This is a genomic window from Streptomyces griseoloalbus, assembly GCA_014650015.1.
GTDB classification, from domain to species: Bacteria; Actinomycetota; Actinomycetes; order Streptomycetales; family Streptomycetaceae; genus Streptomyces; species Streptomyces griseoloalbus.
This window is the reverse complement of sequence record BMUD01000030.1, coordinates 1-22,593: the sequence shown is the minus strand read 5'-3', so window position 1 is coordinate 22,593 and position 22,593 is coordinate 1. Positions and strand designations below refer to the sequence as shown.

At 72.7% G+C, this 22,593-nt stretch carries 19 protein-coding genes and 1 pseudogene; 11 read left to right on the top strand and 9 right to left on the bottom strand.

The window, feature by feature from the left end; all coding sequences use genetic code 11:
• Together IE178_RS31570 and IE178_RS31565 are read left to right on the top strand one after the other, a co-directional pair.
• Complete coding sequence (locus tag IE178_RS31570) at positions 1-1,797, top strand: ABC transporter permease subunit (RefSeq protein WP_193514623.1); 1,797 nt, start codon at positions 1-3, stop codon at positions 1,795-1,797.
• A 5-nt stretch (positions 1,798-1,802) separates the two neighbouring features.
• Entirely contained in the window at positions 1,803-3,026 is a 1,224-nt protein-coding gene (locus IE178_RS31565; protein WP_193514659.1) for an MDR family MFS transporter, read from the top strand.
• 221 nt (positions 3,027-3,247) lie between these two features.
• Here the strand turns inward: IE178_RS31565 and IE178_RS31560 are convergent, their stop codons facing one another.
• A complete protein-coding gene (locus tag IE178_RS31560) occupies positions 3,248-4,009 on the bottom strand; it encodes a CDP-alcohol phosphatidyltransferase family protein (RefSeq protein ID WP_193514622.1) in 762 nt (253 codons plus the stop codon).
• 108 nt (positions 4,010-4,117) lie between these two features.
• On the opposite strand from IE178_RS31560, the gene IE178_RS31555 reads away from it, so the two are divergent.
• From IE178_RS31555 to IE178_RS31535, 5 genes are all read left to right on the top strand, one after another.
• Entirely contained in the window at positions 4,118-5,098 is a 981-nt protein-coding gene (locus tag IE178_RS31555) for a zinc-dependent alcohol dehydrogenase (RefSeq protein ID WP_193514621.1), read from the top strand.
• 158 nt (positions 5,099-5,256) lie between these two features.
• Positions 5,257-5,655, top strand: coding sequence for a 6-pyruvoyl trahydropterin synthase family protein (locus tag IE178_RS31550; RefSeq protein ID WP_193514620.1), 399 nt, complete (start codon positions 5,257-5,259; stop codon positions 5,653-5,655).
• Positions 5,652-6,842 (top strand): glycosyltransferase family 4 protein, encoded by a 1,191-nt coding sequence (locus IE178_RS31545; RefSeq protein WP_193514619.1) that lies wholly within the window; start codon positions 5,652-5,654, stop codon positions 6,840-6,842. The genes IE178_RS31550 and IE178_RS31545 overlap by 4 nt, the downstream gene beginning before the upstream one ends.
• Positions 6,839-7,972 carry a class I SAM-dependent methyltransferase gene (locus tag IE178_RS31540; RefSeq protein ID WP_193514618.1) on the top strand — a complete coding sequence of 378 codons (1,134 nt, stop codon included), beginning with the start codon at positions 6,839-6,841 and terminating at the stop codon, positions 7,970-7,972. Before IE178_RS31545 ends, IE178_RS31540 begins: the two co-directional genes overlap by 4 nt.
• Positions 7,969-9,360, top strand: a complete 1,392-nt coding sequence (locus IE178_RS31535) for a lysylphosphatidylglycerol synthase transmembrane domain-containing protein (RefSeq protein ID WP_193514617.1) — start codon at positions 7,969-7,971, stop codon at positions 9,358-9,360. The genes IE178_RS31540 and IE178_RS31535 overlap by 4 nt, the downstream gene beginning before the upstream one ends.
• Here IE178_RS31535 and IE178_RS31530 read toward each other — a convergent pair.
• Positions 9,333-10,004, bottom strand: a pseudogene (locus tag IE178_RS31530) (creatininase family protein); the annotation flags it as partial. The gene IE178_RS31535 and the pseudogene IE178_RS31530 overlap by 28 nt on opposite strands.
• Before the next feature lie 41 nt (positions 10,005-10,045).
• On the opposite strand from IE178_RS31530, the gene ribA reads away from it, so the two are divergent.
• Positions 10,046-10,705 carry a GTP cyclohydrolase II gene (gene ribA / locus IE178_RS31525; RefSeq protein WP_193514616.1) on the top strand — a complete coding sequence of 220 codons (660 nt, stop codon included), beginning with the start codon at positions 10,046-10,048 and terminating at the stop codon, positions 10,703-10,705.
• Between the two features lie 6 nt (positions 10,706-10,711).
• Here the strand turns inward: ribA and IE178_RS31520 are convergent, their stop codons facing one another.
• Positions 10,712-11,941, bottom strand: coding sequence for a serine hydrolase domain-containing protein (locus tag IE178_RS31520; RefSeq protein ID WP_193514615.1), 1,230 nt, complete (start codon positions 11,939-11,941; stop codon positions 10,712-10,714).
• Between the two features lie 118 nt (positions 11,942-12,059).
• Between IE178_RS31520 and IE178_RS31515 the strand changes: the two genes are divergently transcribed.
• The gene (locus IE178_RS31515; protein WP_193514614.1) at positions 12,060-12,506 is read left to right on the top strand and encodes a PPOX class F420-dependent oxidoreductase; all 447 of its coding nucleotides are present in this window, start codon (positions 12,060-12,062) and stop codon (positions 12,504-12,506) included.
• Positions 12,507-12,563: 57 nt separating this feature from the next.
• On the opposite strand, the gene IE178_RS31510 is transcribed toward IE178_RS31515, so the two are convergent.
• The 3 genes from IE178_RS31510 to IE178_RS31500 form a co-directional block, all read right to left on the bottom strand.
• Positions 12,564-14,951, bottom strand: coding sequence for an ATP-binding cassette domain-containing protein (locus IE178_RS31510; protein WP_193514613.1), 2,388 nt, complete (start codon positions 14,949-14,951; stop codon positions 12,564-12,566).
• A 351-nt stretch (positions 14,952-15,302) separates the two neighbouring features.
• On the bottom strand, positions 15,303-16,661 hold the full coding sequence (locus IE178_RS31505; RefSeq protein ID WP_193514612.1) for an MFS transporter: 1,359 nt from the start codon (positions 16,659-16,661) through the stop codon (positions 15,303-15,305).
• 204 nt (positions 16,662-16,865) lie between these two features.
• Positions 16,866-17,531: a TetR/AcrR family transcriptional regulator gene (locus IE178_RS31500; RefSeq protein WP_193514611.1), complete on the bottom strand. Its 666-nt coding sequence runs from the start codon at positions 17,529-17,531 to the stop codon at positions 16,866-16,868.
• A 146-nt stretch (positions 17,532-17,677) separates the two neighbouring features.
• Here IE178_RS31500 and IE178_RS31495 point away from each other — a divergent pair, with 146 nt between their 5' ends.
• Together IE178_RS31495 and IE178_RS31490 are read left to right on the top strand one after the other, a co-directional pair.
• Positions 17,678-18,565: a shikimate dehydrogenase gene (locus tag IE178_RS31495; RefSeq protein WP_193514610.1), complete on the top strand. Its 888-nt coding sequence runs from the start codon at positions 17,678-17,680 to the stop codon at positions 18,563-18,565.
• A gap of 147 nt (positions 18,566-18,712) precedes the next feature.
• Positions 18,713-20,500, top strand: a complete 1,788-nt coding sequence (locus IE178_RS31490; protein ID WP_193514609.1) for a bifunctional sugar phosphate isomerase/epimerase/4-hydroxyphenylpyruvate dioxygenase family protein — start codon at positions 18,713-18,715, stop codon at positions 20,498-20,500.
• Between the two features lie 10 nt (positions 20,501-20,510).
• On the opposite strand, the gene IE178_RS31485 is transcribed toward IE178_RS31490, so the two are convergent.
• The 3 genes from IE178_RS31485 to IE178_RS31475 form a co-directional block, all read right to left on the bottom strand.
• Positions 20,511-21,095 (bottom strand): histidine phosphatase family protein, encoded by a 585-nt coding sequence (locus IE178_RS31485; protein WP_193514608.1) that lies wholly within the window; start codon positions 21,093-21,095, stop codon positions 20,511-20,513.
• A 5-nt stretch (positions 21,096-21,100) separates the two neighbouring features.
• Positions 21,101-21,985, bottom strand: a complete 885-nt coding sequence (gnd, locus tag IE178_RS31480; RefSeq protein ID WP_193514607.1) for a phosphogluconate dehydrogenase (NAD(+)-dependent, decarboxylating) — start codon at positions 21,983-21,985, stop codon at positions 21,101-21,103.
• 6 nt (positions 21,986-21,991) lie between these two features.
• Positions 21,992-22,593: phosphoglucose isomerase-related protein (locus IE178_RS31475; RefSeq protein ID WP_498370651.1), on the bottom strand; the 602-nt coding region annotated here is incomplete at its 5' end.

Here is a 22,593-nt window from a genome sequence, read left to right as displayed (position 1 = left end):
GTGCGACAGCACGTGGCCGCACTCCTGTGGCGCGCCGCGCTCGCGGCCGGTCTCGTGTGCGGCATCGGCCTGCTGCCCTGGCTCACGCGCACCGACCCGGCGCTGACCGTGCTGAAGGCGCGGTCGGCCGAGCGCGACCCGACGCCCGAGGTGCTGGCGGACATCCGCGACCAGCTCGGGCTGGACTCGGGCCCGCTCCACCTGCTCGGACAGTGGCTGAGCGGGCTGGCGCACGGGGACGCCGGACGGTCCTGGATCTCCGGCGGCGAGGTGCTGCCCGGTGTGCTCCGGGCGCTGGGCGTTTCCCTGCTGCTGATGACGGTGGCGCTCGGCGTCGCCGCCGTCGTCGCCGCGCTCGTCTGCGCCCGCACCCTCCACCTCGGGGCGCGGCGGCGGCTCGACGGCCGTCGCGCCGGCGGTACGGGTTCCGCGGTGCTCGCCGCGCTGCCCGAGTTCCTCATCGGGTCCGTGCTCGCCACCGTCGTAGGGGTGCAGTGGGGGTGGCTGCCCGCCCTCGGCTGGTACGGGCCGCAGTGGACCGTGCTGCCCGCCCTCGCCCTCGGCCTGCCCGCCGGGGCCGTGCTGGGGCGGCTGCTCGACGATCTGCTGCCCGGCGCCTTCGACGAGCCGTGGGCACTGGCAGCCGCCGCCCGGGGGATACCCGGCCGGCGGATCGCCCGGCAGGCGGTACGCCGGTGCCTGCCCGCCCTGCTGCCCAACCTCGGGTTGTTCGTCGTCGGGCTGACCGGCGGGGCCGTCGCCGTGGAGCAGATCTTCGACATTCCCGGCCTCGGCCGCACCACCCTTCAGGCCGCCCTCGCGCAGGACCTGCCCGTCCTCCAGGCGGGCACCCTCGCCCTGATCCTGCTCGGGGCCGTGTCCACGGGAGCGTGCCGGCTCGCCGCCCGGCTGCTCGTCGGGCCCGCCCTGCGGGACGGCGCCCTGACGACACTGCACCGGCCGGCCCCGCCCACCCGCCGCGTGCAGCCCGTCGTCCACGGTGCCGTCCTGATCGCCGTCGTCGCGCTCGGGCTGCCCCGCGACCCGCTCGCGCTGAACACCGGGGAGCGACTCCGAGAACCCTCGCTCGCCCATCCGTTCGGCACGGACGCCCTCGGCCGGGACCTGCTCGCCCGGGTCGGACACGGCGCCCTCGACACGCTGCTGCTCGCCCTCGCGATCAGTGCCGCCGCCCTGTGCGCCGGAGTGGTGCTCGGGTTGCTGCCCCGGTTGTCCGGGCCGCTCGTCGACACGGTGAACGCCGTCCCGGCGGCTCTCGGCGCGCTGCTCGTCACCGCCGTCGCGGGCGGCGGGGCGACCACGCCCGCGCTCGCCGTGACCGCCGTGGCCTGGGCTCCGCTCGCCGCGCACACCTCCGCGCTGCTGGCGCAGGAGCGCGTCACCCTGCATCTCGCGGCCACCCGGGGCCTCGGCGCGAGCCGCTGGTACCTGCTGCGCCACGAACTGCTGCCCGCCGTACTGCCGCCCGTCACCCGGCACGCCCTGCTGCGGTTGCCCGGTGTCGCGCTCGCCCTCGCCTCGCTCGGTTTCCTCGGGCTCGGCGCACAGCCGCCGTCGCCGGAATGGGGTGCGCTGCTCGCCGAGAACCAGCCGTACGCCGAACGCGCACCCTGGGCCGTGCTCGCCCCGGCCGGCGTCCTCGCCCTGCTCGGGGCGCTGGCGGTGACCGCGGCGGGCGGGGTTCGAGGGCCGGGACGGCGGCGGGGTGACCGTACGCCCGACGTGCCTCCCGCACGCCCGCCGTCGCCCGCGAAGGAACGGGTGGGGGCGCGGTGAGTGCTCTGTCCACCGGACCGCGGGGCGAGGCGCCCGGCCGCCCTCTCCGGCTCTCCCCTCTGCTGCGGCTGCTGATCCTCACCCAACTCGCCTTCAACCTGGGGTTCTTCGCCGTACTGCCCTTTCTCTCCGCGCATCTGGGTCAGGCCATGGGGATGGCGGGGTGGCTGGTCGGGCTGGTGCTGGGGCTCAGGACGTTCAGTCAGCAGGGGCTGTTCGTGGTGGGCGGGGTGCTGGCCGACCGGTACGGCATCCGGCCGGTGGTGCTCGCCGGGTGTGCCCTGCGGATCGGCGGGTTCGTGTGGCTGGGGTACGCCGAGCGGACCTGGGCGGTGGTCTGCGCGGTGCTGCTGACCGGGTTCGCCGCCGCGCTGTTCTCACCGGCCGTCGAGTCGGAGGTGGCCAGGCAGGCGGTGGCGTGGGAGGAGGGAGGCGGGGGACCGCGCACCCGGGTGCTGGCGTTGTTCACCGTGGCGGGGCAGGCGGGGGCGTTCGCCGGGCCGTTGCTGGGGGCGCTGCTGCTGGCAGTGGACTTCCGCACCGCGTGTCTGGCGGGCGCCGGGATCTTCGTACTCGTGCTCGCCGGTCATGCCAGGCTGCTGCCGCAGCACATACCCGGACGGGACCGGACGCCGGTCGGGGGCGGACTGCGGCTGGTGCTGCGCAACCGGCCCTTCCTGGCGCTGTGCTGCGCCTACGGCGCCTACCTGCTCGCCTACAACCAGCTGTATCTCGCCCTCCCGAAGGAGGTGGAGCGCGCCACCGGCTCGCAGACCGCGCTGGCCTGGCTGTTCGCGCTGTCCTCGCTGCTGGTGGTGACCGCCCAGCTGCCGGTCACCCGCTGGGCGGGGGAGCGGCTGGCGATGCGCCGGTCCATGGCGGCCGGACTGATCGTCGTCGCGGCCGGCTTCGGGGTCGTGGCGGCGGCCCTCCCCGCCAGGTGGACGGGGGCGGTCGGATTGGTCCCCGCGGCCGGGTTCGTCGTCCTGCTCACCCTCGGCCAGATGCTCGTGGCGCCGGTGGCCCGAGCCCTGGTGCCCGACCTCGCCGAGGAGGGCCGACTCGGCCTTTACACCGGGGCACTGTCCTCGGTCTCCGGCCTGATCGTGCTGCTCGGCAGCTCGGCGACCGGCACCCTGCTGGACGCGGGGCTGCCACGGGAGGTGCCGTGGCTGGTCCTGGCGGCCATGACGGCGGTGGCGGCGGGGCTGGTGCCGAGACGAAAGTGACCGTTTCACACCCCCTTCGCGTCACCCGGCGCCCGGCCCGTCTCGTCCCACCGCCCGTCTCGTCCCACCCGCCCGTCTCGTGCGCCCCGCCCGTCTCACCCGGCGCCCGGCCCGACTTACCTGGCAAGCGGCCCGTCTCACCCGGCGCCCGGCCCGACTTACCTGGCAAGCGGCCCGTCTCACCCGGCGCCCGGCCCGACTTACCTGGCAAGCGGCCCGACTCACCCGGCGACCAGCTCCCGCACCTCACGTCCCGCCGGAACGGCCGCCATCCGCGACGTCCGCCACAGCCACAGCACATCGCGGCCGAACGACCACACCAGCAGGCCCAGCGCCAGGACCACCACCCCGACGTTGACCGTGTACGGCAGCAGGTTCGCGCCCGCCACCAGCAACAGCACCCCCTGGAGCGCCGCCACCGTCTTGCGGGCCGTGCTCGGCGGGAGCGAGGCCGTCAGCCAGGGCCAGACGCGTGCCGCCGCGACGAAGACGTACCGCATCGAGCCGATCAGCAGCACCCAAGGGCCCATCGCCATCGACACATACACACTCAGCACCAGGATCAGGAACGCGTCCACCTCCATGTCGAAGCGGGCGCCCAGAGGAGTCGACGTACCGGTCCGGCGCGCCACCTTGCCGTCCACGCCGTCGAGGATCAACGCCACGGCGGTCAGGCCGACGAAGAGCGAGACGGGCGGCGAGTCCTGGAACGAGTCGGCGACCAGCGCGGTCACCCCGCCGACGAGGACGGCCCGGCCGAGGGTGACCCGGTTGGCCGCGCCGAAGGAGCGCGGCCGGGACCGGTGCAGGGCCCGTGACAGCACCGCCCACGTGGCGATCGCGAACGCGAGACCGGTCAGCCAGCCCGCCGGGCCCATGCCGATCGCCGTGCCGAGCAGTGCGAGCAACAGGATCTGTACGCCCGCCCCCACGGCTGTCTCCTGCTGTACGAGCCTCGCGTCGTAAGTGTTGTTCAGGGCCACCGAACACCCTCCGGCCGTGTGACAGAGTCGATCAACGCCGCTACCTTGTGCGCGGCCTGTGCACCACTCGGTACGCGTGCAGCTTCCCGATCGTTCAGGAGTAATTCGATGAACCGCACCGCCCGTGCGTTCTGGCTCGACTCACCTGGCCGCGGCGGAATCCGCGAGGTCGCCCTGCCCGCACCCGGTCCGGGAGAGGTGCTGGTGCGCTCGCTCTACTCCGGGGTGAGCCGTGGCACCGAGACCCTTGTCTTCCGCGGTGGCGTGCCCGAGAGCCAGCACACGGCGATGCGGGCCCCGTTCCAGGAAGGCGACTTCCCCGGGCCGGTGAAGTACGGCTATCTGAATGTGGGAGTGGTGGAGGAGGGGCCCGAGGCGCTCACCGGGCGTACGGTCTTCTGCCTCTACCCGCATCAGACGCGCTACGTCGTTCCCGCGAGCGCCGTCACACCCGTGCCCGACGACGTGCCCGCCGGACGGGCCGTGCTCGCCGGCACCGTGGAGACCGCCGTCAACGCCCTGTGGGACGCGGCGCCACTGGTCGGCGACCGCATCGCCGTCGTCGGCGGCGGCATGGTCGGCTGCTCGGTCGCCGCGCTGCTGGCCCGCTTCCCGGGCGTACGCGTCCAGCTCGTCGACACGGACCCCGCGCGGGCGAGGACCGCCGAGGCGCTCGGAGCCGGATTCGCGCTGCCCGGGGACGCCCTCGGCGAGTGCGACCTGGTCGTGCACGCCAGCGCCACCGAGCAGGGACTGGGCCGGGCACTCGAACTGCTCCGCGCCGAGGGGACCGTCGTCGAACTGAGCTGGTACGGCGACCGGAAGGTGAGCCTTCCGCTGGGCGAGGCCTTCCACTCCCGGCGGCTGGTCATCCGCGGCAGCCAAGTCGGCACCCTCTCCCCGGCCCGCGCGCACCGCGGCTATGCCGACCGGCTCGCCCTCGCCCTCGACCTGCTCGCCGACCCCGCGCTCGACGCCCTGATCACCGGCGAGTCCCCCTTCGACGAACTGCCCGACGTCATGCCCCGGCTGGCCTCCGGCGAGATTCCCGCGCTCTGCCATCGCGTGCGCTACGGCGACCCCGACTGAAGCAAGCGGGTCTGAAGCAGGCGGGTCCGGGCAAGCACGTCCGACCTGAGAACGGACGTAGCGGACGCTGAACATGGGAAGGCAGTCAGCCGTACTACTCGGCATCCCCGGCGAAGATCGGCCGGGGAGCAGACGCGCCGCACCTGGAGGGTCGTCCGTTGTTCAGCATCACCGTCCGCGATCACATCATGGTCGCCCACAGCTTCCGCGGCGAGGTCTTCGGACCGGCTCAGCGCCTCCACGGCGCCACGTTCCTCGTGGACGCCACGTTCCGGCGCGAACAGCTGGACGAGGACAACATCGTCGTCGACATAGGCCTGGCCACACAGGAACTCGGAGCCGTCGTCGGCGAGCTGAACTACCGCAATCTCGACAGCGAACCCGACTTCGCGGGGGTCAACACCTCCACGGAGTACCTGGCCAAGGTCATCGCCGACCGGCTCGCCGAACGCATCCACAAGGGAGCGCTGGGCGAGGGCGCCAAGGGCATCGCGGGGATCTCCGTGACCCTGCACGAGTCGCACATCGCCTGGGCGAGTTACGAGCGTGCGCTGTGACCGATACGACCATCGACCGGGCCGGGACGGCTCGCCTGGACCGTGTTCCCCCGCGGGCGGCCTTTCCGCGGGACGGCGGCATCATCCCCATGTCCCTGCGCTCCGTGCACTTCGTGATGCCGGGTGGTGTCGACGACCCGGCCGCGCCGAGTGGCGGCAATGCCTACGACCGGCGCGTGTGCCTCGACCTGCCCGGGTTCGGCTGGCAGGTGCACCGGCACGCCGTGGCCGGTGACTGGCCCCGGCCGGACGCCGCCGCCCGGACCGAACTCGCCCGCACCCTGCGCGAACTGCCGGACGGTGCCGTCGTCCTGCTCGACGGGCTGGTCGCCTGCGGGGTGCCCGAGGTCGTCGTGCCGGAGGCGGAGCGACTGCGCATGGCCGTCCTCGTCCATCTCCCGCTCGGCGACGAGACCGGGCTGGACGCGGCTGTCGCCGCCGGCCTGGACGCCCGTGAACGCGCGGTGCTGCGAGCGGTGCCGGCCGTCGTCGCCACCAGCGACTGGGCGGTGCGCCGTCTCGTCTCGCACCACGGCCTGGCCCCCGACCGCGTCCATGTCGCCGCCCCGGGCGCCGACATCGCGCCCCTCGCGCCCGGCACCGACGGCGTCTCGCGCCTGCTGTGCGTGGCCGCCGTGACACCGCGCAAGGGACAGCACCGGCTCGTGGAGGCACTGGCGGCGGTGGCCGACCTGCCGTGGAGCTGCGCACTCGTCGGCGGGCTCGGCCAGGACCCCGAATACGTCGCCCACCTGCGGGACCTGATCCGTGAGCACGGCCTGGAGGACCGGCTGGAGCTGGCCGGTCCGCAGACCGGCGCCGCGCTCGACGCCAGCTATGCCGCCGCCGACCTCATGGTGCTCACCTCGTACGCGGAGACGTACGGCATGGCGGTGACCGAGGCGCTGGCGCGCGGTATCCCGGTGCTGGCGACCGATGTCGGCGGTCTGCCCGAGGCGGTCGGCCGCGCACCCGACGGCGGGGTGCCCGGCATCCTCGTCCCGCCGGAGAACCCCTCCGCCCTCGCCGCCGAACTGCGCGGCTGGTTCGGCGAGGCGGATGTGCGGCGCCGGCTGAAGGCGGCCGCCCGCGGCCGGCGCGCCGCGCTCGGCGGCTGGGCGAGCACCGCACAGAGCCTGGCGGCGGTACTGCGCCGGCTCCCCACCGAGCCCCGGAGGGCCGCATGACCGAACCGGCGACCACCCCACAGCACGGCGGGACGATCCCGGCCCGGCCCGGACACCGGGGCGTCGCGGATACGGCACCTGGGCTCCGGGGCGTCGCGGATGCGGCGCCGGGGCTCCGGGACGTGACGGATGCGGCGCCCGGGCTCCGGGACGTCACGCACCCGGTACCCGGCCCGCGAAGGGGCGACGTGGAACACGAGACCACCACCGTCGGCCGGTCCGTCATCCCCGGCGCGGGCCCCGCGCCCCGCCCCACAGAGCGGGCCACCCTGCGGCTGCGCGGGACCGAAGCCGACGAACCACCCCGCTACGCGCCCGAGTGGCTCCGACTGCGCGAACCGGCCGACGCCGCCGCCCGCTCCCACGACCTGCTCGACCCGCTGCGCATCCGGCTCGCCGTTCCGCCGCGGCGGGCGGACGGACTCGTCGTCCACGACATCGGCTGCGGCACCGGCTCCATGGGCCGCTGGCTCGCCCCCCGACTCGACGGCGCCCAGCACTGGGTCCTGCACGACCGGGACCCCTACCTGCTGCACTTCGCCGCCGTCGCCTCGCCGCGCTCCGCCGCCGACGGCAGCCATGTCACCGTCGAGACCCGGCGCGGTGACGTCGCCCGGCTCACCCCGGACGCGCTCGCCGGTGCCTCCCTGGTAACCGCGTCCGCGCTGCTCGACGTCCTCACCCGTGAGGAGGTCGGCACACTCGCCGCCGCCTGCGCGGGAGCCGGCTGCCCGGCGCTGCTGACGCTCTCCGTGGCCGGACGTGTCGAACTGACCGCGCCGCACCCGATGGACGAGGAGATCACCGAGGCGTTCAACGCCCATCAGCGCCGGGGCGGTCTGCTCGGACCGGACGCGGTCACGGTCACCGCCGAGGCCTTCGCCGAGCACGGTGCGACCGTACGGCTGAACCCGAGCCCCTGGCGCCTCGGTCCCGGGCAGGCGGCGCTGACCGAGCAGTGGCTGCGGGGCTGGGTCGGGGCGGCGGTGGAGGAGCGACCGGAACTGGCGGAACGCGCCGACCGTTATCTGGCCGAGCGTCTGGCCGCCTGCGCTGCGGGGGAGTTGCGGGCCGTCGTCCACCACAGCGATCTGCTCGCCCTGTGCCGGCCGGCGGACGGCGACGCATGAGTGCGCGGACGGTGGAGGCACCCGTGGCACGGGCGGCGTCCGTGCCGAACACCAAAGGGGACGAGGCCGGCGCCCGAGGTCTCCTCGCCCGGCTCAACACCCGTACCGTACGCACCCGTCTCGGCACCCTTGCCGGTGTCGCGATCCTCGCGGTCCTGTTCTGGCGTCTCGGCACCGGGGTCTTCCTGGACGGGCTGCGCCGCATCGACGGGGCGACGCTGCTCGCGGCGCTGGCGATCGGGCTCGTGACCACCGTGTTCAGTGCGTGGCGTTGGGCGCTGGTGGCCCGGGGGCTCGGGATCCGGCTGCCGCTCGGCTCCGCCGTCGCCGACTACTACCGGGCCCTGTTCCTGAACGCGGCCCTGCCGGGCGGTGTCCTCGGTGACGTCCACCGGGCCGTGCGCCACGGGCAGAGCACCGGTGACCTGGGACGTGGGGTACGGGCGGTAGTCCTGGAGCGGACCGCCGGGCAGCTCGCGCTGTTCGCCGCCGGCGCCGTGGTGCTGGTGAGCATGCCGTCACCCGTGCTCGGTGAGGTGCGGCAGGCCGCGCCTGTGGTCGGCCTCGCGGCGCTGGGTGCTTGTGCGGTGGTGCTCGCGCTGCGGATGAACCGGGCGCCCTCGCGGCGGCGGGAGCGGGTGCTGCACGGGATCGTCGCCGAGGCGCGCGAGGGGCTGTGCTCGCGGCGCAGCGCGCCGGGGGTTCTTGTCTCGTCCGTCGTCGTGCTGGCCGGGTACGTCGTGATGTTCGTGCTCGCCGCGCAGGTCGCCGGCGTCGGCGCCGCCGTGGTCGAGTTGCTTCCGCTCGCCGTGTTGGCGCTGCTCGCGATGGGGCTGCCGCTGAATGTGGGTGGGTGGGGGCCTCGGGAGGGCGTTACCGCCTGGGCGTTCGGTGCGGCAGGTCTCGGCGCGGGCCGGGGGCTGACCGTCGCGGTGGTGTATGGCGTTCTCAGCCTGGTGGCGAGTGCGCCGGGGGCCGTGGTGCTTGTCGCCCGCTGGTACGCGGGGGTGCGGGCCGGCTCCCGCCCGGTCGGAGGCCGGCCTTCTTTCGCCCCCGCCGCCCCTTCCCGTCCCGTCCCCGGGGGCGTTGCCCCCGGACCCCCTGTCGGCCTTCGGCCTCGTCCTCAAACGCCGGACGGGCTGGGAGGGCCGGACGGGCTCGAAGGTGTGGACGGGCTGGGAGGGCCGGACGGGCTCGAAGGTGTGGACGGGCTGGGAAGGCCAGTCGGGCTTGCAGGGGTGGACGGGCTCGCCGGGGTGGACGGGATCGGAGGTGAGGTCAGTATCGAGAAATATGTGCCGAAGGAATCCGCGAGACTCGCCAGGAGTTCCTTGCCCTTTTCCGCCGAGCCCAGAGAAGGACGGCCGATGACACCGGAATCGGTGTAGGCGGACATGCCGAGGGTGAGGAGATGGCGTCGGTCGTCCGCGACGTGATCGGAGGTCTCATAACCGGGTCGCAGCAATTCGGGATGAGTATGCAGAAGGACGGAGGTCTCGATTTCCCCCGCGTGCATGTCGGTGAGCAGCGAGGTGACCACGCCGGCTCGCACTCGCGCCGTCTCCCAGTCCTCCGGGGCCGGGAACAGAGCCATCCGCTCGCCGCGGGCGGAGGATTCCTGAACGGCATTGCCCAGGACGTAGTTTCCGCCGTGCCCGTTGACCAGCACCAGGGTGTCCACGCCCGACCGGCGCAGCGAGTCGGCGATGTCCCGTATCACCGCGTGAAGGGTCACGGAGGAGAGGGAGACGGTCCCCGGCCAGGCCGCGTGCTCGTGCGAGCAGGAGATCGTCACCGGAGGAAGGAGGTGCACCGGGTAGCTGTCGGCGATCTCCCGGGCGATCGCACAGGCGACCAGCGTGTCGGTCGCCAGCGGAAGAAACGGACCGTGCTGCTCGAAACTCCCGACGGGAAGAACCGCGATCTGCCGTGAGACGTCGGCGCCCCGATTGCGTACATCCTCAGTAGTATCCGCCGGCAACAGACCGTGCACCGGGCCGTATGCCGCCGACCGCTTGTGTGAACCACCCATGTCTTCACGGCCTTTCGTCTCTGCTTAGGAACGCGAGAATCATGACAGAAAAAGTAGGCGTACTCGGCAAGAAGCCCCCGCGGCGGACCGGTGTGGAACGCGTCGTGAATGCGCCGCTGCCCACGGTGTACGGCACGTTCCAGGCGATCGGCTACCTGGACCACGACCGCGGTGACGAGCAAGTCGCCCTGGTCTACGGCGACCTCGGCACGGACGGTGTGCTGACCCGGCTGCACTCGGAGTGCCTGACCGGGGACGCCTTCGGTTCGCAGCACTGCGAGTGCGGCGACCAGCTGGTGTCGGCGCTGCGCGCGGTCGTCGCCGAAGGTGCGGGCGTGGTCGTCTACTTGAGAGGGCACGAGGGCCGCGGCATAGGCCTGCTCGCCAAACTGCGCGCGATGGCACTGCAGGCGGAGGGCCTGGACACCGTCGAGGCGAATCTCGCGCTCGGCCTGCCGGTGGACGCCCGCGACTACGGTGCCGCCGCCGGCATCCTCCAGGACCTCGGCATACGGTCGGTGCGGCTGTTGTCCAACAACCCGCGCAAGCGCGAGGCGTTGGTGCGGCACGGCATCCAGGTCGCCGAGCAGGTGCCGCTGCTCATCCCGCCGTGCGAGAACAACATCACCTATCTGCGCACCAAGCGGGAACGCCTCGACCATCACCTGCCCCACCTGGACGCGGTGGCGCACCTGTCCTGACGCCCGTCAGCGCGCCACCGCCTCGTGCGCCAGCCGTTTGAGGTCACGGAAGACGGTGTGGGAGGACCGGGGCCGCACCTGCGTGTAGAACTGCACGGTCAGGTCGCGGCCCGGGTCGACCCAGAAGGTGGTGGTGGCCACCCCGCTCCAGCCGTAGCTGCCCAGCCCGGAGGGGGCCTGGGTACGGGAGGGGTCGATGACGACGGAGACGCCGAGGCCGAAGCCGACGCCCTCGTTGCCGGGTTCGTCGTGCGCGGGCCGGCTGCCGAAGGCGCGCAGGTCGGCGCCGCCCGGGAGGTGGTTGCGGGTCATCAGGTCCACGGTCTCGGGGGCGAGCAGTCGCGTGCCGTCGAGTTCGCCGCGCCGGCGCAGCAGTTCCATGAACCGGTGCATGTCGTGGGCGGAGGCCACCATGCCGCCGCTGCCGGACAGGAACCGGGGACGCCCCCGCAGCGGCAGTCCGGGAATCGGCTGGATGCCGCCGTCGTCCGGCTCCCCGTACAGTTCCGCGAGCCGCACCGCCTGCTCGTCGGAGACCTCGAACCCGGCGTCCGTCATACCGAGCGGCCGGAAGATCCGCTCGGTGAGGTAGGCGTCGAGCGGCTGCCCGGACACGACCTCGATGATCCGTCCCAGCACATTCGAGGCGACCGAGTAGTTCCACTGCGTGCCCGGATCGAACTGCAGCGGCAGGCTCGCGTACACCTCGGTCGTCCCGGCGAGGTCCGACCCCGGCAGCACCGACGACTCCAGCCCGGCCGCCCGGTACAGCGCGTCGACGGGATGCGCCTGGTAGAAGGCGAACGTCAGCCCGGCGGTGTGCGTCATCAGATGCCGTACGAGGAGGGGACCGGAGGCCGGACGGGTGCGTACCCGGTCGCCCGACCCGCTCTCGTACACGCGCGGCTCCGCGAACGCCGGCAGGTGGCGGCCGACGGGATCGTCCAGCGACAGACGCCCCTCCTCTATGAGTATCAGGGCGCCCACCGACGTCACCGGCTTGGTCATGGAGTAGATCCGCCACAGCGTGTCGCTCTCCACGGGCAGTCCGGCCGCGACGTCCCGCGCCCCGTACGCCGTGAGGTGCGCGACGCGTCCGCCCCGGGCGACGGCCACGAGGAACCCGGGCAGCCGGCCCTCGTCGACCCGGCGGGCGAAATGCCGGTCCAGACGCTCCAGCGCACCCGCGTCCAGCCCGACCTCCTCGGGGCCGGCTTCCTGCCGCAGCACTGCCATCGCTCTCCTTGGATCATGTTCGTCGAGGTGAGTCCGGCATACCCCGCACAGACCGGCTCAGACCTCCGTACGAGTGAGAGCCGGGAACGCCGGGACGGTGCGTGGCGTTGATCGGGGCATGACTCAGGACGCCGCACAGGACGCACTGCTCGGCTTGCTCTCGGAGAAGGCCGGCGGAGTGCTCGTCACGCTGAAACGAGACGGACGGCCCCAGCTGTCGAACGTCATGCACGTCTACTACCCCGACGAGCGGATCATCCGGGTCTCGCTCACGGACGACCGGGCCAAGACCCGCAACCTGCGGCGGGACCCCCGGGCCTCCTACCACGTCACCACCAAGGACCGGTGGGCCTACACGGTCGCCGAGGGCACCGCCGATCTGTCGCCCGTCGCCGGGGATCCGCACGACGGGACGGTGGAGGAACTGGTCCGGCTGTATCGCGACATCAGCGGCGAGCACCCCGACTGGGACGACTACCGCGCCACCATGGTCCGCGACCGGAGGCTGGTGCTGCGGCTGCGGGTGGAGCGGGCGTACGGCATCCCGCGACGCACCGGGGCATAGCACCGGGCACGGCACCGGGGCGCGGCGCCTGGCGCCCCGGTGCCTGCGGCGAGTGCCTCAGCCGCCGACGTACTGCGCGAGATGCTCACCCGTGAGGGTGGAGCGGGCCGCGACGAGGTCGGCGGGGGTGCCCTCGAAGACGATCCGCCCGCCGTCGTGGCCGGCTCCGGGCCCGAGGTCGATGATCCAGTCGGCGTGTGCCATCACCGCCTGGTGGTGCTCGATGACGATGACCGACTTGCCGGCGTCGACCAGCCGGTCCAGCAGCCCGAGCAGTTGCTCGACGTCGGCCAGGTGGAGGCCGGTGGTCGGCTCGTCCAGGACGTAGACACCACCCTTGTCGCCCATGTGGGTGGCGAGCTTCAGTCGCTGCCGCTCGCCGCCGGACAGCGTGGTGAGCGGCTGGCCGAGGGTGAGGTAGCCGAGGCCGACGTCGGCGAGCCGCTCGAGGATCTTGTGCGCGGCGGGCGTCCGCGCGTCGCCGGTGCCGAAGAACTCCTCGGCGTCGGTCACCGACATCGCGAGGACCTCGCTGATGTCGCGCCCGCCCAGGTGGTACTCCAGCACGGACGCCTGGAACCGCTTGCCCTCGCAGTCCTCGCAGGTGGTGGAGACCCCGGCCATCATCCCCAGGTCGGTGTAGAGGACGCCGGCGCCGTTGCAGGTGGGGCAGGCACCCTCGGAGTTGGCGCTGAACAGCGCCGGCTTCACGCCGTTGGCCTTGGCGAACGCCTTGCGGATCGGGTCGAGCAGTCCGGTGTACGTCGCCGGATTGCTGCGCCGGGAGCCTCGGATCGGGGTCTGGTCGACCGCGATCACCCCCTCGGCGGCGGGGATGGACCCGTGCACGAGGGAGCTCTTGCCGGAGCCCGCGACGCCGGTGACGACGGTGAGCACCCCGAGCGGGATGTCGACGTCGACGCCTCGCAGGTTGTTCGCCGTCGCGCCGCGGATCGGCAGTTTGCCGGTGGGCTCGCGCACCGTGTCCTTGACGGAGGCCCGGTCGTCGAGGTGGCGGCCGGTGACGGTGTCGCTGGCCCGCAGCCCTTCGACGGTGCCCTCGAAGCAGACGGTGCCGCCCGCCGAACCGGCGCCGGGACCGAGGTCGACGACGTGGTCGGCGATGGCGATCGCCTCCGGCTTGTGCTCCACGACCAGCACCGTGTTGCCCTTGTCCCGCAGCCGCAGCAGCAGGTTGTTCATCCGCTGGATGTCATGCGGGTGCAGGCCGATCGTGGGCTCGTCGAAGACGTAGGTGACGTCGGTGAGCGAGGAGCCGAGGTGGCGGATCATCTTGACGCGTTGCGCCTCGCCGCCGGACAGCGTGCCCGACGCCCGGTCCAGCGAGAGGTAGCCGAGACCGATCTCCACGAACGAGTCGAGGGTGTGGCGCAGCGCGCTGAGCAGCGGCGCCACCGACGGCTCGTCGAGGCCGCGGACCCACTCGGCCAGGTCCCTGATCTCCATCGCGCAGGCATCCGCGATGGAGATCTCCTTGATCTTCGACGACCGCGCCCCCGCGGTGAGCCGGGTGCCGTCGCACTCGGGACAGGTGGTGAAGGTGACCGCCCGGTCCACGAACGCCCGGATGTGCGGCTGCATCGCCTCCCGGTCCTTGTTGAGCATCGACTTCTGGAGCTTGGGGATCAGCCCCTCGTAGGTGAGGTTGATCCCGTTGATCTTCACCTTGGTCGGCTCGCGGTACAGGAAGTCGTGCCGCTCCTTCTTGGTGTAGTCGCGGATCGGCTTGTCCGGGTCGAAGAAGCCCGACTCGGCGATGACCCGCACCACCCAGCCGCCCCCGGTGTAGGTGGGAATGGTGAACGGGTCCTCCGAGAGCGACTTGGAGTCGTCGTAGAGCTGGGTGAGATCGATGTCGGAGACCGTGCCCCGGCCCTCGCAGTGCGTGCACATGCCGCCGGTGCGGTTGAAGGACACCTTCTCGGTCTTGGTCTTGTCGGCACCGCGGTCGACCGTGAACCCGCCGCTCGCCTGGACCGAGGCGACGTTGAAGGAGAACGCGCCGGGCGGGCCGAAGTACGGCTTGCCCAGCCGGCTGAAGAGGATGCGCAGCATCGCGTTGGCGTCGGTGGCGGTGCCGACCGTGGAGCGCGGGTCGGAACCCATCCGCTGCTGGTCGACGGTGATCGCGGTGGTCAGCCCGTCGAGTACGTCGACCTCGGGCCGAGCCAGCGTCGGCATGAAGCCCTGCAGGAAGGCGCTGTACGTCTCGTTGATCATCCGCTGCGACTCGGCGGCGATCGTGTCGAAGACGAGCGAGCTCTTGCCCGAGCCGGACACGCCGGTGAACACGGTCAGCCGGCGCTTGGGGAGATCGACGCTGATGTCCTTGAGGTTGTTCTCGCGCGCGCCGTGCACGCGGATCAGATCGTGGCTGTCGGCGGCGTGCGGTGCGGCCGACTCCGGCCCCGTGGCCATGCCCATCGTTCTCCATCCGTCGGGCGGGGACGCCGTCGCGGTCCCCGCCGGCGTTCTCCGGCTCGGTTCGACCGGGTGCGGGAGTGCCCCCCGGTCGTCCTTGGTCGGCGCGGTCGCGGCTCCGGTGCCTCGTCCGTCCGACGGGCGTCACCGGCCACGGTGTCGCGCCAAGGCCAGGCTAGGCGGGCGGGGGCCCTGCGCGCTTCTCGATTCCTGACCGGTCGCGGAACGCGGCGCGGCCGCGCGGGATCGCGCCGGCTGCCGCACCGCGTCGCGGCTCCTCGTCAGCCGGCTCGGAACGCTCGTCGGCGGGGCCAGGCCGTCGTCTTCACCGGCTGAGGAGTCACCCCTTCCGGCTCAGGCCGTCACCTTCTCCGGCCGCGCCGCGCCCTCGTCGCGCACCCGTTCGCCGAGCCGCTCGGTGGCGCTGCGGTGGGTCTCCCGGGCGGTGATCGCCGCGAGGACCGGCGGCACGCACAGGGCCGCCGTGAACAGGGCCACCGCGAACCAGTCGTCGCCGTCCGGGCCGGCGATCTGCGCGGCGAACGTGACCGCGAACCCGGCCACCGCGAAGCCGATCTGCGTGCCGATCGCCACGCCCGACAGCCGGACCCGGGTCGGGAACATCTCCCCGTAGAAGGACGGCCACACACCGTTCGCGGCGCTGTAGACGACGCCGAAGGCGAGGATGCCGAGGAGCAGGGTGAGCGTGTAGTTGCCGGTCGAGATCGCCCACAGGTAAAGGAACATCGTCACCGCGCTGCCGACCGCGCCGATCAGGAACACCGGGCGGCGGCCCACCCGGTCGGAGAGCGCGGCCCATAGCGGGATCGCGGCCAGCGCGACGACGTTGGCCAGCGCGCCCACCCACAGCATCGACGAGCGCGACATGCCGACCGTGTCACCGGTCGCGTAGGCCAGCGCCCACACCGTGAAGATCGTGCTGACCGAGGCGATCAGCGCGCCCGCGATCACCCGCAGGACGTCCGCCCAGTGCTCGCGCAGCAGCACCACCAGCGGGAGCCTCACGACGCCCTCGGTGGCGGTCTGCTGCTCGAACGCCGGCGTCTCGTCCAGCTTGCGGCGGATGACGTACCCCACGACGGCGACCGCGACGCTCAGCCAGAACGGCACCCGCCAGCCCCAGGACAGCAACTGCTCCTCGGGCAGCGCGGCGATCGGGATGAAGACCAGTGTGGCGAGCAGCTGCCCGCCCTGTGTGCCGCTGAGGGTGAAGCTGGTGAAGAAGCCCCGCCGGCCCGGTGGCGCGTGTTCCAGGGTCATCGAGTTGGCGCTGGCCTGTTCACCCGCCGCCGAGATGCCCTGCAGGACCCGGCACAGCACCAGCAGGACCGGGGCGAGGGTGCCCACCTGGGCGCGGGTGGGCAGACAGCCGATGAGGAACGTCGACAGGCCCATCAGCATCAGCGTGAAGACCATGATCTTCTTACGGCCGAGCCGGTCCCCGATGTGTCCGAGGAAGAGCGCGCCGATCGGCCGGGCCGCGTACGCGACACCGAACGTGGCCAGCGACAGCAGGGTCGCGGTGGCCGGGTCGGAGTCGTCGAAGAAGACCTCCGGGAAGATCAGCGCGGCCGCGCTGCCGTAGATGAAGAAGTCGTAGTACTCCAGGGCGCTGCCGATCCAGGCCGCGGTGGCGGCTTTCTTCGGCTGTCCGGGTGGGGAGGCGTCGCGGGGCGGTGCGGGGACGGACACGGCGTGCTCCTTCGGGGGGACTCCACGACGGTACGCGGAGGACGAGCGGAGGGGAGAGGCCGATGCGCTAATTAACCCACTGGATAGTTAGTCGCGGCTGGGTAGGGATGCTGCGCCGGGCCGCCCGCACTGTCAAGGGGTCGCGTACGCGGTATCCGGCTCGCGGCCGGTCCGCCGCGTGTTCCGCCCGTCGCGGGCAGCGGCTCAGTCCGCCGTGCGTTCCGCCGTCAGAAAGGCGATCACCATGTCGCCCAGCATCGCCCGGTAGTGCTCGCGCTGCGCCGGATCGACCAGGTCGCGTCCGAACAGCGCGCCGAAGGTGTGCCGGTTGGACACCCGGAAGAAGCAGAACGCGCTGATCATCGCGTGCAGGTCGACGGCGTCGACGTCGGCCGTGAACAGGCCCGACTCCTGCCCGGCCGCCAGGATCCGGCGGATCACGTCCAGGGCCGGCGAGCCCATCCGCCCGAGCTCCTCCGAGGCCGCGATGTGCTCCGCGCCGTGGATGTTCTCGATGCTGACGAGACGGATGAAGTCGGGGTGCCGCTCATGGTGGTCGAAGGTCAGCTCCGCCAGCCGCCGGATGGCCGCCACCGGGTCCAGGTGGTCGACGTCCAGTTGCTGCTCCGCCTCGCGGATCACGCCGTACGCCCGTTCCAGCACGGCCGTGAACAGCTGCTCCTTGCCGCCGAAGTAGTAGTAGATCATCCGCTTGGTGGTGCGGGTGTGGGCGGCGATCTCGTCGACGCGGGCACCGTCGTAGCCGGCCCGGGCGAACTCCTGGGTCGCCACGTCGAGGATCTCGGCCCTGGTGCGGGCGGCGTCACGGATGCGCTCGCCGGGCCGTGCCGGTTCTTCGACGCTGGTCATCGGGTTCCTTCGGTCCGGGGGTTCGGTGCCGGTGATTCTAGGAGCAGGGCGGCTCCGGCCCGTCGGGTCTTCCCGTCGGAACGCCGCTGCTGGTATAGCTAACGTACTGGTTCGTACATTAGTGAGCCGTTCTTCGGAGGTCCGCGGTGCTCAAGGACTCGTATCTCGTCGGGCTGATCGGCTCCGGCATCGGCCCGTCGCTCAGCCCGGCGCTGCACGAGCGGGAGGCCGGCCGTCAGGGGCTGCGCTGCCTGTACCGGCTCCTCGACCTCGACACGATCGGTGTCCCGCCCGAGGCGGTGGGCGAACTGCTGCGGGCCGCGCGGCTCCTCGGTTTCGACGGGCTCAACATCACCCACCCCTGCAAGCGGCTCGTCGTCGAGCACCTGGACGCCCTCCATCCGCGGGCCGAGGCGCTCGGCGCGGTCAACACCGTCGTGTTCGAGGGCGGGCGCGCCGTCGGCCACAACACGGACGTCACCGGCTACGCCGCCTCCTTCGCCCGTGGCCTGCCCGACGCCCCGCTGGAACGGGTGGTGCAGCTCGGCGCGGGCGGCGCCGGGGCGGCCGTCGCGCACGCCACCCTCACCCTGGGCGCCGGGCGGGTCACCGTCGTGGACGCGCTGCCCGAACGGGCCGCCGAACTCGCCGCCGCGCTCAACAGGGCCTTCGGACCGGGCCGCGCCGCCGCCGCGACCCCGGACCGGCTGCCGGAGCTGCTCACCGCCGCCGACGGCAACGGCGGCCTCGTGCACGCCACCCCCACCGGCATGGCCGCCCACCCCGGACTGCCCCTGCCGGCCGGGCTGCTGCGCCCGGGGCTGTGGGTCGCCGAGGTGGTCTACCGCCCGCTGGAGACCGAGCTGCTGCGCGCCGCCCGCGCGGCCGGCTGCGCCACCCTCGACGGCGGCGGGATGGCCGCCTTCCAGGCCGCGGACGCGTTCCGCCTGTTCACCGGGCGGGAACCCGACGCGGCCCGGATGCTCGCGGACCTCACCGAGCTGACCGACGGCGCCGTCGGCGTGCCCGGGTAGCCGGGCCCAGGGCGCCGTACCCACAGCCCAGGAAGCCCACGGAAGCACACGCAGCTCACGGAAGCTCCCCGGGAAAGCGCGGAAGCCCCGGGAAATCCCCGAAGCCCCGGAAGATCCCGAAAGTCCACGGAAACAAGAGGTACCGACGTGCGTACGTCCATCGCCACCGTCTCCCTCAGCGGCTCCCTCACCGAAAAGCTCACGGCCGCGGCCCGGGCCGGCTTCGACGGGGTGGAGATCTTCGAGAACGACCTGCTCGCCGCGCCCCTCGCCCCGGAGGAGATCCGCGCCCGCTGCGCCGACCTCGGGCTGACCGTGGACCTCTATCAGCCGCTGCGGGACATCGAGGCCGTGCCCGCGGAGGTGTTCGCCCGCAATCTGCGCCGGGCGCGGCACAAGTTCGAGCTGATGCGCAGGCTCGGTGCCGACACGGTCCTGGTCTGCTCCAGCGTCGACCCGTCGGCCGTCGACGACGACGCCCTCGCGGCCGGACACCTGAGCGAACTCGCCGACCTGGCAGCCGACTTCGGCATCCGGGTGGCCTACGAGGCGCTGGCCTGGGGACGGCACGTCAGTACGTACGACCACGCCTGGCGGATCGTCGAGGCGGCCGGGCACCCCGCGCTCGGGACCTGCCTGGACAGCTTCCACATCCTTTCCCGCGGCTGCGACCCCCGGGGCATCGAGGACATCCCCGGCGAGAAGATCTTCTTCCTCCAGCTGGCCGACGCCCCGCTCCCCGCGATGGACGTGCTGCAGTGGAGCCGCCACCACCGCTGCTTCCCCGGCCAAGGCGGTCTCGACGTCGCCGGACTGGTCCGGCACGTGCTGCGCACCGGCTACGACGGACCGCTCTCCCTCGAGGTCTTCAACGACGTCTTCCGGCAGTCCGAGGCCGGTGCGACCGCCGTGGACGCCCGCCGCTCCCTGCTGATGCTCCAGGAGGAGGCCGGGGTCGCCGGACCGCCCGCTCCCGTCGTCCCGACCGGCTTCGCCTTCGCCGAACTCCTCACGCCGGACGCCGAACCCCTCGCGGCCCTGCTCGGCGCGCTGGGCTTCGCCCGCACCGCCCGGCACCGCGGCAAGCCCGTCGACCTGTGGCAGCAGGGCGAGGCGCGCATCCTGGTCAACACCGGGGCGGCCGTACGCCGTGACGGCACCCGGCTCGCCGCCGTCGGCCTCGAGTCACCCGACCCCGCCGGAGCCGCCCGCCGCGCGGAGGCCCTGCTGGCGCCCGTACTGCCGCGCCGCCGCGCGCCCGGGGACGCACCGCTCGACGCGGTGGCCGCGCCCGACGGCACGGAACTGTTCTTCTGCGGTACGCGGCCCGGCGGCTGGCGAGCCGACTTCGAGGACGTGGAGCATGCCCCCGCGGCCACGGATGTGCGGCACATCGACCATCTCGCCCTCACCCAGCCGTGGCACCACTTCGACGAGGCGGCGCTGTTCCACCGCAGCGTGCTCGGCCTGCGCGCCGAGGACAGCGTGGACGTCGCCGACCCCTACGGTCTGCTGCGCAGCCGCGCGGTGAGCAACGCCGACGGCAGTGTCCGGATCGCCCTCACCGTCGGTGCCGCGCCCACGGACGACACCGTGCACGCCCAGCACATCGCGCTCGCCACCGACGACGTGGTCGCCGCGGCCCGCCGCTTCCGCGACGCCGGCGGCCCGCTGCTGCCGATCCCGGCGAACTACTACGACGACCTCGCCGCCCGCCACGCGTTCGCCGACGGCGAGCTGGACACCTACCGCGAACTGGGCATCCTCTACGACCGTGACGAGCACGGCGCCCTGCGCCACTGCTACACCCGCACCATCGGCGGGGTCTTCTTCGAACTCCTCCAACGCGATTCCGCCCACCGTGGCTACGGCGCCCGCAACGCCCCGGTCCGCCTGGCCGCCCAGCACGCGGCACAGACGCACGCGGGCGGCTGAGGCGCACGGGTCACGGGCGGGTGTTCCACTCCGCGACGACGGGCCTGCCGTGCTCCAGCGACAGGCGGCTCAGGGTGCCCGTCTCCAGCCGGAACAGACGGCCGGCGGACGGGGGGAGACCCAGCCTGCGGGCCGTCAGGACCCGCAGCAGATGACCGTGGGCCACGAGCATGACGTCCCCCTCCTCCAGCGCCCCGGCCACCCGGGACAGCACCCGGTCCGCGCGCTCCCCGACCTGCTCCGGTGACTCGCCGGGGAACTCCCGGCCGGGCGGCACCCCGTCGGTCCACAGGTACCAGTCGGGCCGGGTGCGGTGGATCTCCGCGGTGGTGATCCCCTCGTAGGCGCCGTAGTCCCACTCGAACAGGTCCGGTTCCGGCACGGCCCCGGTCAGGCCCGCCAGTTCGGCGGTGCGCCGGGCGCGGACCAGCGGGCTGGTGAGGACCAGCCCGAAGGTCCGGCCCGCCAGCAGCGGGGCGAGGGACTTGGCCTGGGCCTCACCGCCCGAGGTCAGCGGCAGATCGGTACGGCCGGTGTGCCGGCCCGCTCTGCTCCACTCCGTCTCGCCGTGCCGCGCTATCAGCAGATCCCCCACGGGCGTTACGCCTTCTCCGCCGACTCGACGGCGTGGCCGCCGAACTGGTTGCGCAGCGCCGCGACCATCTTCATCTGCGGCGAGTCCTCCTGACGGGAGGCGAACCGGGAGAACAGGGACGCGGTGATCGCGGGCAGCGGCACGGCGTTGTCGATCGCCGCCTCCACGGTCCAGCGGCCCTCGCCCGAGTCCTCGGCGTATCCCCGCAGCCGCTCCAGGTGTTCGTCCTCGTCGAGGGCGTTGACCGCGAGGTCGAGCAGCCAGGAGCGGATGACGGTGCCCTCCTGCCAGGAGCGGAACACCTCCCGGACGTCGGTCACCGAGTCGACCTTCTGCAGGAGCTCCCAGCCCTCGGCGTAGGCCTGCATCATGGCGTACTCGATGCCGTTGTGGACCATCTTCGCGAAGTGCCCGGCGCCGACCCGGCCCGCGTGGACATAGCCGTACGGACCGTCCGGCTTGAGGGCGTGGAAGATCGGCTTCAGCCGGTCCACGTACTCCTCCTCGCCGCCGACCATCAGGGCGTATCCGTTCTTCAGGCCCCAGACGCCGCCCGAGACGCCCGCGTCGACGAACCCGATGCCCCGGGCCTCCAGCTCCTTGGCGTGCTTCTCGTCGTCCGTCCAGCGGGAGTTGCCGCCGTCCACGACGACGTCACCGGGCTTGAGCAGGCTCGCCAGCTGGTCGATGACGTGCTGGGTGGCGGCACCGGCCGGGACCATCACCCACACCGCGCGCGGCCCGTCGAGCCGGTCGACGAGGTCGGACAGGTGGTCGACGTCGGAGAGTTCCGGATTGGTGTCGTACCCGATCACGGTGTGGCCGGCTTTGCGGATGCGCTCGCGCATGTTGCCGCCCATTTTGCCGAGACCAACAAGACCGATCTGCATGTCAGTTCACTTCCTGCGTTCGCGGTAGGCGGCCACCAGCGCGGCCGTGGACGGGTCGAGGCCGGGGACGTCGGCGCCCTCGGTGAGGGCGGGCTCGACGCGCTTGGCGAGCACCTTGCCGAGTTCGACGCCCCACTGGTCGAAGGAGTCGATGTTCCAGATCGCGCCCTGCACGAACACCTTGTGCTCGTAGAGCGCGATCAGCTGGCCGAGCACCGAGGGGGTCAGTTCGGTGGCCAGGATCGTGGTGGTGGGGTGGTTGCCCCGGAAGGTGCGGTGCGGCACCTGCTCCTCGGGCACGCCCTCCGCCCGCACCTCCTCGGCGGTCTTTCCGAACGCCAGGGCCTGGCCCTGCGCGAACAGGTTGGCCATCAGCAGGCCGTGCTGCGCCTTGAGTTCGTCGCTCAGCTCGGCGACCGGCCGGGCGAAGCCGATCAGGTCCGCCGGGATCAGCTTCGTGCCCTGGTGGATCAACTGGTAGTAGGCGTGCTGGCCGTTGGTGCCGGGCGTACCCCACACCACCGGTCCCGTCTGCCACTCCACCTCGCGCCCGTCCCGGCCGACGTACTTGCCGTTGGACTCCATGTCGAGCTGCTGGAGGTAGGCGG